Origin of the sequence: Nocardia sp. NPDC059195, assembly GCF_042754695.1 — a bacterium.
Taxonomy (GTDB): domain Bacteria; phylum Actinomycetota; class Actinomycetes; order Mycobacteriales; family Mycobacteriaceae; genus Nocardia.
The window spans coordinates 42,217-53,557 of record NZ_JBHZBG010000039.1 but is presented as its reverse complement, the minus strand read 5'-3'; the positions used below and the strand labels follow the sequence as shown (position 1 = coordinate 53,557).

The window sequence follows — 11,341 nt, the reverse complement described above, 5'->3', positions numbered from 1 at the left end:
ATAAAAAAAAATCTTCCCTCGTTATTTTTTTTACCAATTGCCGGTAACACTGGTTCTTATTGTTTTTTTTCGGGGCGCCCCCCCCCCGGGGGGGGGGGGGGGGGGGGGGGGGGGGGCCCCCCCCCCCCCCCCCGCGCCCCTGCCTCAGATATCGACCATCTGGTGCTCGCCGAGGCGCCCCGTGAGGTAGCGCAGGTGATCACCGGAGTCGCCGAGGGTGTGCTCGATCGCGGTGAGGCGGGCGGTGTAGTGCCCGACCGGATACTCGGCGGTCATCCCGATACCGCCGTGCATCTGGATGGCCTCCTGCCCGATGTGCCTGCCGGAGCGACCGATTCGCAGTTTCGCGCGAGCGGCGACAATCGGATCGGCGGTGCCGTCGGCCAGCGACATCGACGCGTACAGGTTCATGCTGCGAGCCAGTTCCAGCGAAACGTACATGTCGGCGGCCCGATGGGTAAGCGTCTGGAAACTGCGCAGCGCGACACCGAATTGCTTACGGGTCGAGAGGTACTCGGTGGTGAGCCGCAGCGCTTCGGCCATCGCACCGACCGCCTCGGCGCCGAGCGCGGCCTGGGTGGTAACGGTGATCTCGGCGATGACGGCGGAGGTGTCGACCGGTGTGCCGAGCGGTTCGGCGGGCGCGTCGGCGAAGGTGATGTCGGCACCGCGCCGACCGTCGTGGGTGCGGAAACCTGTCCTGGTCACACCCGTCGCGCTGGGGTCGACGAGGAACAGACCGGTTCCGCCCTCGGGCAGCGCGGCGCTGACGATGAGCTGTTCGGCGCAATCACCGTAGGGCACAGGGTGTTTGCGTCCGGTGAGCTGCCAGGTGTCGCCCTCGCGCACGGCGCGGGTATCGACCGTCGTCGACGGTCGGCGCACACCCGGCTCGGCGTGGGCGAAGGCCAGTCGCAGTGCGCCCTCGGCGATCCGGGGCAGCAGCTCTTTGCGCTGAACAGCCGACCCGGCCTTGCTGATGATCGCGCCCGGCAGCAGCGCGCAGTCCAGTACCGGTTCCGCGGCCAGTGCGCGGCCGAGTTCCTCCATGATCAGCATCGTCTCGATGGGCCCGGCGTCCATGCCGCCATCATCGGCGGAAATGGTCAGCCCTAGCAGCCCGATCTCGGCGAAGGTGGCCCACACCTGGGGGTCCCAGCCGGGTTCGCCTGCGATGACCTCGGCGCGGTGTTCATGGGTGTAGTGGCGCGAGAGCACGCTGCGCACGGTGTCGCGCAGCATGTTCTGTTCGGTGGTGAGTTCGAAATCCATGGCGGTGTCTCACAATCCGAGGATCGTCGAGGCGATGATGCTGCGCTGCACTTCGCTGGATCCTCCGTAGATCGATGTCTTGCGGTAATTGAGATAGGTGGCGGTGCTGCGCCGCGCCCAGTCGGCGGTGTCGCCTTCGCGGGCGAGCGAATCGGAGCCCGCGATGTCGACGAGCAGTTCGGTGACCGCCTGCTGCAGTTCGGTGCCACGCAGTTTCAGAATCGAGGAGACCGGGTCCGGGGTCCCGTCGGTGGTGCCCGCGACCACCCGCAGCTGCACGAGTTCCAGTGCGAGCAACTCGTTTTCGAGTTCGGCGATCCGGGTGGCGAAAACCGCGTCGTCGAGCAGGGTGCCGCTGTCGAGCAGGGTCTGCTTGGCGTATTCCTTGGCCAGCCACAGCCGCACCTTGGTCTGACCGACCGCGGCGATGCCGGTGCGTTCGTTGCCGAGCAGGAACTTGGCGTAGGTCCAGCCCTGGTTCTCCTGGCCGACCAGCTGGTTCGCCGGTACCCGCACGTTCTCCAGGAACACCTCGTTGACCTCGAAACCGCCGTCGATCAGTTCGATCGGGCGCACCGTCACCCCGGGAGAATCCATGGGGAACAGCAGCATCGAGATGCCGGCCTGCTTCTTGGGTGCGGACGGGTCGGTGCGGGCCAGGCAGAACATCCAGTCCGCGCTCTGGGCGGCGGTGGTCCAGGTCTTCTGGCCGTTGATCACGTAATCGTCGCCGTCGCGCACGGCGACGGTGCGCAGCGAGGCCAGGTCGGACCCGGCATCGGGCTCGGAGAAGCCCTGGCACCACCAGATGTCGAGGTTCGCGGTGGCGGGCAGGAAGCGTTGCTTGAGCTCTTCGGAACCGAACTGGGCGATCACCGGCCCGATCATGTTGGTGTTGAACGTGAGTGGTTCCGGCACCGAGGCGAGCTGCATTTCGTCGTGCCAGATGTGGCGCTGCACGGGAGTCCAGTCGCGGCCGCCCCAGGCGGCGGGCCAGTGCGGCACCGCCAGCCCGTGCGCGTTGAGGATGCGCTGGGTGGTGACGATGTCGTCTTTGCTGAGATCGGCCATGTGCCTGGCTCGATTGCGGATGTCGGCGGGGATTTCGCGCCGGAAGAAGGCACGCAGCTCGTCGCGGAAGGCGAGCTCGTCCTCGGTCAGTGCCAATTGCATGGCGAGTATGTTACACAGAGGTCCATATGTTTCAAATAGCAGCCGACGAGCAGCCCCTATGCTGAGCGATGTGACGCGAGTCGAGGGAACCAGAGCGCCGGGACGACCGGCCGCGGCCAGCCGCGAGGATGTGCTGAAGGCCGCGATCGAGGTATTTCTGGCCGGTAAGCGGGTCGACGTGAACGCCATCGCCGCCCACCTCGGCCTGGGCCGGACCAGCATCTATCGCTGGTTCGGATCGCGCGACGGCCTCCTCGGCGCGGCCATCGCCACCCAACTCGAGCGCATGATCGCCCACGCCGAGCGCAACAGCACTGTCACCGGCGGCGAACGGCTCAACGACATCCTCGATCGCACCATCTACTGGCTGGTCGAAGACGATTCGCTGCGCACCTATTTCGACAACGAGTCCACCGCCGCCCTGCGCCTGATCACCCGCAGCGACGGCCACGTCCACCAGGCCGCCGTCGCGATCGTCGATCAGCTCATCGCCCGCGCCGAGGAGCAGGGCTACCGTCCGCCCATCGAGCGCGCCACCCTCGCCTACGCCCTGGTCCGGCTCTGGGAAGCGTTCCTCTACAACGACGCGGTGGCCGGTTTCCGCGGTGACGTGGAGCGATTGCGCCTGGTCCAAGCCGCGCTGCTGCGAGCCTGACCCCCGCAGCCCGACTATCGAGACGCGCCGCCCCATCGCGGCATGACACGGGTCGCCAGACTCGCACCGCGCATCAGCCACGAGAACGACCGCGACGAGGGGCCCGGCGCGATCCCCGCCAGCTGCACGGCATCGAGCAGGTCGTAGAGCGTTTCGCCTTCGTACATCAGATGATCGGCATTGAAGTGGTAGCGGTCAACGGCAGTGCACTGCACGAAACTGTTCGTCGGTGAATATCGACGTCTCCGATCTGAATGCCGAACTCGGGAAATCACTTGCGGGTGGCGAAGTCCGGGTGCGCTCGACCGGTCATCAACGGCAGGTCGAGGTAGGTTTCGATGCCCGGCTCGGCGCGGCACACGTAGGGGATCGAATTCACCAGATGATTGGCGGTGGCGACGATGCCCGGGGTGGTTTCCCCCGGCGTGCCGGAGTTGAATCCGGTGAAGGTCATCAGCGCACTGGGGCTACCCTCGACCGCCACTTCGTAGCGTTCGCCCGCCGACCCCAAAGTCCATGGCGGATCGAGGTTCTCCTCGCCCATCAACCAGTTGACCGCGATCCGCGCGACGGCCACGCCACCGATCACCGCGTCCCACTGGAACCGCTGCGCCGCCACCTCCCCCGGCTCGATGATCCCGATCGGACTGTCGATGCCCGCCGTCGCGACCGCGACCTCGTGCGTAGTGACGATCTCCGCGTCGGTATCGAACCCCATTCCGTCGAGGATCAGTCGCAACGATTGAATGAAACCGCCGCCGAGAATCTTGAGCATCGGGCCGGACCTGGCGTGCTCCGGCGTGGCGCCGAACCGCATGATGTGTCGCAAGACGTCGGGCGCTTCGTAGTCGCGCATGTCCGAGAACTCTTCTGCCCGAACGAAAGTCACCGCCGAGGTCATTACCGACAGCGCGAGTGGGAACAGATCGGTGATGCCTCCTGGCCCGATGCCGGTGCCGTGCAACGTCACCCCCGCCTCCCGAGCGGCGAGCGCGAGATCGGCGTCGCGGTCGGTCGGCCGGAACCAGCCCATCGGTGTCACCACGTTCTTCCCGGACCGCAGCAGCGCGAGAACCTGCTGCTTGTCCGGAAGAAGCGGCGAGTACACGACGCAGTCCGCCTCGAGCTCGCACAGCGCCGCGGCGTCGGTGGTGGCCACGACCCCCATCGGCTCGCCGCCGAGGAGTTCGCCGACATCACGCCCGTCCTTGTCCGCGGAATGGACCCAGCAGCCGACGAGTTCGAGTTCTGGATGTCGGGCGATGGCCGCGATCGCCGATTTCCCGACGCCGCCGGTTGCCCACTGCACTACCCGATACGTCACAAGCGCCCCTAGCTGATCCTTGCCGCGCGGCGTGCCGCGCAGAGCCGGCACCGGCCGGATTCCACACTAGAACACGTTACAGAATGATCGGGCCGATCGGACCGAACCGGCTCAGAGTCAGTTCGGTGCGGCAGACCAGTCGATTTCGCACCCCGCCGACCCGACAACGACCGGTCGTTCCAGCAGATGCGCCCGATGCCGGATTTGCCTCGCACTCCGGGGATTTTGTTCGTAAAGTTCAGCAATATGATCACGCAAGTGCCGGATGTCCGCGCTCTCGCCGATGTGCTTTCCGTATCCGCGGTGCGGCTCGCTCGCCGTCTGCGCCACCGCCGGGCAGACCCGCATATCTCCCTGTCGCAGCTTTCGGCGCTGTCCGCACTGGTCAGAGAAGGCGCGACGACACCAGGAACCTTGGCTGCCAGGGAAGGCGTACGGCCGCCGACGATGACCCGGGTCATCGCCAGGCTCGCCGAAACGAACCTCATCGATCGCAGTCCGCATCCGACCGACGGCCGCCAGATCATCGTCGCGGCTTCGCCGACCGGTTTCGCCTTCATCGCCGACGAGGCCCTGCCACGAGAGGAATGGTTGACCGAACAGCTGTCCAAGCTCTCAGCCGAGGAGATCACCCTTCTGACCAAGGCCGTGGCGATCATCAACCAGATCCTCGTGCCCGGAGCACCCGCGGCCGCTGTTGAAGACGCAGCCCGAACGACCGGCTGATCGCGCTGAACGACTCCCTCACTACGGTTGTCGCTGGGGCGATCAAGGACTCGTCGGCGGCGTATCGGCGCCGAGCACCTCCCGGCCGATCTCGCCGGCCAGTACCTCGGTCGAGTACGCCATGAGTTGCCCTGCCTCGGCGTCGCGCAGGTGTCGCTGGATCGGCGACCCGCGCAGATAGCCCGAAGCTCCACCCACACGCACACCCAGCTGGGCGACATCCACGGCCACCTTGTTCGCCAGATACTTCGCCCGCGACAGGGTGGAGAAGAAGGCAGGGCTCGCACTGTCGGCTTCGCGCAGACCCTGGTCATAGAGGGCGTGCGCGGCGGCGAGCCGGATCTGCACGTCGGCGACCTCGTGCTGCACCCACTGTTGGTCGGCCAGCGGATTACCCAGGATGATCCGCGACCGCGCGTGCGCGACCAACGCGCCGAGCGCCGCGTCGGCGATGCCGAGGGAGATGGCGGGCAGCCCGGCCGGGATCACCGCGAAATCACCCGGTCCCGGTGCGCGACCACGGTATTCGGCACGCAACACGGTGTTGTCGAAGGCCAGCAGTTGGCTGCGGGTCGCGCGCAATCCGAGGGTGTCCCAGATGGGGATGATCGATACGGACTCGTCCGGTATCACCCCGAAGAACGTCGGCGCCCCCGAGACCAGTGCGTTCACCAGTAAGTAGTCCGCGATCTCGCTACCGGAGACAAACCGTTTCGCACCGCTGAGCGACCAGCCGCCCACCACAGGTTCGGCCACCTGTTGCGGCTGCAGAAAGCGGTTCCCGCTGCCCGGTTCGGACAATGCGTTGGCGAACCGTTTACCCGCGAGGAACTCCTCGGCGAAAAACGACCCCGCCGAGTCGCCGGTCAACTCCGCCAACGCGATGCCCGCACCCGCGTGCATCACCCAGATCGTCGCGGTGGACGGATCAGCCTTCGCCAGAATCCGGACCAGTGTCCCGAACGACTGATAGCTCAATCCGAGCCCACCCAGGCGTCGAGGCAGCACCGCCCGATCAACCTGCGCGTCATGCAGCGCGGTCAACTCCTCGACCGGGATCTCGGCCCGCTCGTCGTAGCCGGCCGCGTCGGCGGCAAAGCCCACCGCCAGTTCGGCCACCCGATCCAGGATCTCCTGTTCGCCCGACTCCCGCGACGAACCGAACTGCGCACTGATCACGAACTACCCTCCGCTCCACCGGGATTCGATCACCGCCACGAGGCTGCGGAGATCACGTGACCAGGATACGCAGCGCGCCCCGCTACGCCGCGAGATCGGATCGACCACCTATTCAGGATTCGGGAGAATTGCGGGCCAAGCCATTCTGCGACGGTATAGAAAACCTTTCCGAAATTAACTATCCTGAGTAAATATCTAATAGCGGATAATGATATTTTCGAGTCACTGAGATTGATGATTTCGACTACAGAAAGATGAGAACGGGCTATATTTCTTAAACACCCATTTTGCGGTTCGACATACCGCCGGACCGTTGCTCGACATTTCCTGGAGATTGCCATGAGATCGACATCCTCTCTGCTTCGTGCCGGCATTATTGCTCCGGTGGCCATCGCCACTGTCTTTTGTTTGGCTGCACCAGCAAATGCCGCCACCGTCAGCGTGAACTGGACCTGCAAGGGCACGGTCTTCGGTATCGGCCAAACCTCGAACATGACAGCAACGGTCACCAGCACCGCGCCGACCTCGGCGGCGTCGGGTTCCGCGGTGGCCATCACCATCGCACCGGGCGCGTCGTCGGTTCCCAGTTCGGCCTCCGGCTTCACCGTGAACAACGTCAGCAACATCAAGATGACCATTCCGACTCCGGCGAATTCGACAGTGGTCTCGGCTACCGTCTCCGGGGGTAGCACAGCAGGCACCGTCGCCGTTTCGGGTGGGAATGCCGTACTGACCGTGCCGGGTCCGATCGCCGGCGGCACCAGCTACACCCCACCCGCGGTGACGCTCAACGTCACCGCGGGCGCCGCCGGAACGCCGATCACCAGTAAGTACGCGGGGACCAGCTACACCAGTCCCGGCATGACCATGACGACCAACGTCGCATTTGTCGGCAATGTCGCGACCTCGTGCTACCCGAACCCGTCCCCGACCCTCACCACTACAACTGTCACCTAGCAGACAGGTGCCACGGCGTGATGTCCGCGTCGGCACCCGTGGCGACGATGCCTGGACCGGGTTGTGTCAGCAGCCCGGTCCAGGCGTCACCCGAACCGGACCGGGTGACCACTGTTCCCGATAGTGGTTGCCCCGCTTCAGGTTTGGTGTCGTGTCAGGCACTTCGACCGAATATCACGATGCGCAGTATCGCGTCGTCCGCGGTGTCGTACAGTGCATGTCCGACACCGCGACGGACGCTTCGACGGCCGCGGCGATGTCCGCTTTCGTGATTGGGAAACCCTGTGTGCTCGAGGACAACCGAACCCGCCCGGATCTCGGTCGAGCTCAAAAGGGCCCTGGAGTTCTATCACGGAACCGTCGAGGATCTGATACGCGAATTGATCAGAGTGCTCGGCCTCAACGAGACCGATCGGCGCGCACTGGAGATCGTCCTGCTCGAGGAAGAGAAGGTTACGACGCCGGGCATGCTGGCCGAACGGCTCGGCCTCACCGCGGCCGGCGTCACGATCATGCTCAACAGGCTGGAGAAGCAGGGCTACATCGCCCGCTCGCTGCACCCGACCGATCGTCGTCGCGTGATTGTGATGGCCACCGAACTCGCGGCCCATCGCGTGCAGGAACTCGTCGTACCCATGATCGTCGAGAGCTACAAGATGTTGCTGAACTATTACGACTCCGCCGAACTCGAAATAATCGCCGACTTTCTCAACCGCGCGGGCGAACTGCAACTGATCCACCGGCAACGGCTGCGCGATGTCAATCCATACTCGAGACCCTGAAACCTCGATCACGATCACCTTGCCTATGTGCCCGGACTTTGCCTTTCGCATATCGAGGGAGAAAGCGGTAGCTGGATGGAAACCGTCGACAACAGCGAAGATCAAGTGGCAGAGCCGGACATCAATGCTGAGCCTCGGCCTCGAATTCTGCGCCGGTTCGGTAGGCCGTCCGCGGCGCCATCGGCCGATCGGTTCCGGCGGCAGATGTCACGTGCGGGTGTGCTGGCTGCGTTGGTGACCACGGCGATCGGGATAACGCTGCTGATTCGGGCGGATTCGAGCCCATCAGCGCAGGCGAACAACGCGGCAGCGTTCTCGGGCGAACCCACTTCCGACTACCGCGCTATCGGCCAGTCCAGCGTGACGAACACGAGAACGATAGTCGGCACACCGAGCGAGGTCCCTGTACCGGTCGATGTCGCGGGCACCGACACGGCTACCGATACCGGGACCGCCCAACCGCCCGCCGATTCCACCGAACCCGGGACCAGCACGGCCACTACGACAGAATCGACGACAGCCACGACAACGGATGGCGCGGCCACGAACTCGACGGTTGTGTCGGTGAGCGCGAGTTTCTCTGCCACGGCGAGCCTTTCGGTCCAGGCCACGTCCAGTGTGCAGGACCCGGATACAGTCACCTCGACCTCGGCATCCACCGTGACCGTCACCATGCCACCGACGGATCCGTCGACGGTCACGGTGACAGCCGATCCGAGCACGGTGACGGTGTCGGCTGATCCGTCGACCATCACCGTCACGTCCGACACTGCGACCACCACAGTGCCGACCAGCACCACGACGACCACGATTCCAGCGAGTTCGACCACGACATCCAGGTCACCGGAGGTGTCCACAACACCCTCGGCGCCGACGACCACAGCGACGCGGCCTACGACGACCACAGCACCGACGACCACAGCGACGCGGCCTACGACGACCACAGCGCCGACGACCACGGCGACGCGGTCTAGGACGACCACAGAGCCGTCGACGAAGCCCCCGACGACGAAGGCGGCGCGTCCGACGACTCCGTCGATCGCGCATCCACCGACCACCGCCCCCTCCGGTCGATGATCAGTCTGCGACCGGCAACCGGGCCCCGGGCCATGCGCGGGGTAGAGAACCATCGCTGTTCGTCCTGCGCGGCGGCGATGAGCGTGCCGAGACGTCGAACTGCTAGGGAGCTCCAGCGTTCGCGGCCGCCTGCGCGAACGAGGCGCTTGGATCGCATTCGGAAATCGCGTGTTCGAACTCGCTGACAGTTCCGGGCCAAGCATTGGTGATCGTGCCGTCTGCGCGCTTCCACCAGGCCGTCGCCACACCATCGCGCCAAATGGTCTGGGCGAGAGCACGATCCAGACGGTCGAGGTAGGTCGCCATGGCCCGCTCGGTCACCTCGACCGGTGCACCCGAAGCGGAACTGAGGGCCAGACAATCCATGATGTACCGGGCTTGATGCTGCTTCATCGACGGGTTGCTGTTCGAGGGAGTGAACGAGTGTGGGCCCGCGATCATGTAGAGATTCGGAAAGCCTCGTACCGCGAGCCCGTAGAAGGCGGTCGGTCGTCCTTGACGCCGCCACTGGTCGTGCAGGTCCACCCCGCCACGGCCACGGACTTGCACCCCGCCGAGAAACGCCGACGCACGGAATCCCGTGGCCCACACGATGACATCGGCGCGGCGCTCGGTGCCGTCGACGGTGCGTATCCCGTCGGGGCCGAGCCGATCGATGTGATCGGTTACCAGTTCGACGTGTGGCTGAGTCAGCGCCGGAAAGTATCCGCTGTCGAGGAGCACACGCTTCTCCCCGATCCGGTAGTTCGGTGTGAGTTTCGCCCGCAGGTCGCGATCGCGTACCTGCCGCCGAAGATGGCCCCGCGCAGCCAGTTCGGCCGGTCCCGCTGACCACCCTGCGCGCATGATCGGTGCGAGCACCAGGTCAGCGGCGTGGTAGATCCCTGCCCGATACAGCTTGTGCAGGCCGGGCACATGCGTCAGTGCCCACCGCGAGATCGGGCCGAACGCCGCGGCCGGTTTCGGCAGCACCCAGCACGGGGAACGCTGATACACGGTGACACCGGCTGCGGTGCGGGCCAGCTCGGGAATCATCTGTGCCGCTGAGGAACCCGTGCCGACGACCGCGATCTGCCCGCTCAGGTCCGCGGTGTGGTCCCATCGCGCGGAATGGAACGCACGACCGCCGAAGAGCTCCGCTCCGCGCAACTGCGGAATGGCCGGTCGGTGCAGTTGGCCGAGGGCCCACACGACCGCGTCGGTGTGGATCAGGTCCCCGGTGTTGGTGCTCAGCGTCCAGGTGCGGTCTGTGTCGGAGTAATGGGCGCTCACCACGGAGGCATTGCAGCGTAGATGCGCGCGTAAACCGTTGCGGTCGGTGATCTCCCGCATGTAGGTCAAGATCGCCTGCTGGTCCGGATAACGCACCCGGGCGTCTCGGTAGGGGTCGAAGTCGAAGCTGTACAGGTGCGCGGGCACGTCGCATGAGCACCCCGGATAGGTGTTCTCCCGCCACACCCCACCGACCTCGGGTCCTTCCTCGAGGATCAGGAAGTCGCGCACACCGGCCTGTTTCAGCTGTGCGGCCATCGTGAGCCCGCCGAACCCGGCCCCGACGACAACGACATCGTGGGTGGTCGTCGGCCCGGTCATAGCCGCACCCGGAAGCTGCCCGACCGCGTGGAACCGGCCCCATTGAGGCACGCGAGAATGACGAGTACATCTAGTGTGGTCATCGCAGAGTTCTCCAAGTGTCTGCATCTGCTCTGTGCGCGGTGGCGACCGCTGCGCAGAGTGTTATTCGGGTGTCTCCCCGTGCTCGCGGGGAGACACCCGATCCGGTATCCGAAGAGAATGTGCGCCACAGCATCGGCGCGACCTCGGCTCTTTTTCGCGAGCCGAGCAGTTCACAACAACCGCTCTGCCTTCAGCACGGCGGGCGGTCCACACCCACCAGCAACGGCAATCATTCAGCAATCGTTTCGTCCGATAGGTGTCCGTCGGTCGAGTCGGGGTGTCGCCATATTTCGGGCCGCGGCATGACTCCACCGAGCGGGTTTCGGTGTAGCCGACGAGGTCGGCGAGGGTGAGCGTCGCGCCGATATTGCAGAAACGGCGTCCGACATGTGCGCGTTGCGACAGGAGGCGATGCGGCTCGGCGCGGCCCGCCCGCCCGGGGGGGGGCGCGGGTACCCCGGCCCCCCCCCCCCCCCCCCCCCCCGCGGGGGGGGGTGCACCCCACGCCCCAGGCGAGTA

Annotated in this window: 11 protein-coding genes; 4 read left to right on the top strand and 7 right to left on the bottom strand. The window is 65.6% G+C overall.

Going from position 1 to position 11,341, the window contains the following annotated elements; genetic code table 11:
• Positions 1-144: 144 nt before the first annotated feature.
• Positions 145-1,272 (bottom strand): acyl-CoA dehydrogenase family protein, encoded by a 1,128-nt coding sequence (locus ACFXKN_RS31035; protein WP_378969169.1) that lies wholly within the window; start codon positions 1,270-1,272, stop codon positions 145-147.
• A 9-nt stretch (positions 1,273-1,281) separates the two neighbouring features.
• Positions 1,282-2,445, bottom strand: a complete 1,164-nt coding sequence (locus ACFXKN_RS31030; RefSeq protein WP_378969156.1) for an acyl-CoA dehydrogenase family protein — start codon at positions 2,443-2,445, stop codon at positions 1,282-1,284.
• A gap of 70 nt (positions 2,446-2,515) precedes the next feature.
• Here ACFXKN_RS31030 and ACFXKN_RS31025 point away from each other — a divergent pair, with 70 nt between their 5' ends.
• A complete protein-coding gene (locus ACFXKN_RS31025; protein WP_378969149.1) occupies positions 2,516-3,100 on the top strand; it encodes a QsdR family transcriptional regulator in 585 nt (194 codons plus the stop codon).
• Between the two features lie 14 nt (positions 3,101-3,114).
• Here ACFXKN_RS31025 and ACFXKN_RS31020 read toward each other — a convergent pair whose 3' ends face one another.
• The gene (locus ACFXKN_RS31020) at positions 3,115-3,315 is read right to left on the bottom strand and encodes a hypothetical protein (protein ID WP_378969144.1); all 201 of its coding nucleotides are present in this window, start codon (positions 3,313-3,315) and stop codon (positions 3,115-3,117) included.
• Positions 3,316-3,371: 56 nt separating this feature from the next.
• Positions 3,372-4,424, bottom strand: coding sequence for a dihydrodipicolinate reductase (locus tag ACFXKN_RS31015; RefSeq protein WP_379434383.1), 1,053 nt, complete (start codon positions 4,422-4,424; stop codon positions 3,372-3,374).
• A gap of 246 nt (positions 4,425-4,670) precedes the next feature.
• Between ACFXKN_RS31015 and ACFXKN_RS31010 the strand changes: the two genes are divergently transcribed.
• Entirely contained in the window at positions 4,671-5,150 is a 480-nt protein-coding gene (locus ACFXKN_RS31010; RefSeq protein ID WP_379434387.1) for a MarR family transcriptional regulator, read from the top strand.
• Positions 5,151-5,192: 42 nt separating this feature from the next.
• Here the strand turns inward: ACFXKN_RS31010 and ACFXKN_RS31005 are convergent, their stop codons facing one another.
• Positions 5,193-6,329 carry an acyl-CoA dehydrogenase family protein gene (locus tag ACFXKN_RS31005; RefSeq protein WP_379434381.1) on the bottom strand — a complete coding sequence of 379 codons (1,137 nt, stop codon included), beginning with the start codon at positions 6,327-6,329 and terminating at the stop codon, positions 5,193-5,195.
• A gap of 408 nt (positions 6,330-6,737) precedes the next feature.
• Between ACFXKN_RS31005 and ACFXKN_RS31000 the strand changes: the two genes are divergently transcribed.
• Together ACFXKN_RS31000 and ACFXKN_RS30995 are read left to right on the top strand one after the other, a co-directional pair.
• Positions 6,738-7,286 (top strand): hypothetical protein, encoded by a 549-nt coding sequence (locus ACFXKN_RS31000; protein WP_379434379.1) that lies wholly within the window; start codon positions 6,738-6,740, stop codon positions 7,284-7,286.
• Positions 7,287-7,570: 284 nt separating this feature from the next.
• Positions 7,571-8,068: a MarR family winged helix-turn-helix transcriptional regulator gene (locus tag ACFXKN_RS30995; protein ID WP_378969120.1), complete on the top strand. Its 498-nt coding sequence runs from the start codon at positions 7,571-7,573 to the stop codon at positions 8,066-8,068.
• A gap of 335 nt (positions 8,069-8,403) precedes the next feature.
• Here ACFXKN_RS30995 and ACFXKN_RS30990 read toward each other — a convergent pair whose 3' ends face one another.
• Complete coding sequence (locus ACFXKN_RS30990) at positions 8,404-9,126, bottom strand: hypothetical protein (protein WP_379434377.1); 723 nt, start codon at positions 9,124-9,126, stop codon at positions 8,404-8,406.
• A gap of 121 nt (positions 9,127-9,247) precedes the next feature.
• Complete coding sequence (locus ACFXKN_RS30985; protein WP_378969106.1) at positions 9,248-10,738, bottom strand: flavin-containing monooxygenase; 1,491 nt, start codon at positions 10,736-10,738, stop codon at positions 9,248-9,250.
• Positions 10,739-11,341 lie beyond the last annotated feature (603 nt).

Bases quoted from the DNA above. Each gene is read 5' to 3' on its own strand.
- ACFXKN_RS30985 (WP_378969106.1), bottom strand. From the start codon at position 10,738: ATGACCGGGCCGACGACCACCCACGATGTCGTTGTCGTCGGGGCCGGG.
- ACFXKN_RS31010 (WP_379434387.1), top strand. From the start codon at position 4,671: ATGATCACGCAAGTGCCGGATGTCCGCGCTCTCGCCGATGTGCTTTCC.
- ACFXKN_RS31030 (WP_378969156.1), bottom strand. From the start codon at position 2,445: ATGCAATTGGCACTGACCGAGGACGAGCTCGCCTTCCGCGACGAGCTG.
- ACFXKN_RS31035 (WP_378969169.1), bottom strand. From the start codon at position 1,272: ATGGATTTCGAACTCACCACCGAACAGAACATGCTGCGCGACACCGTG.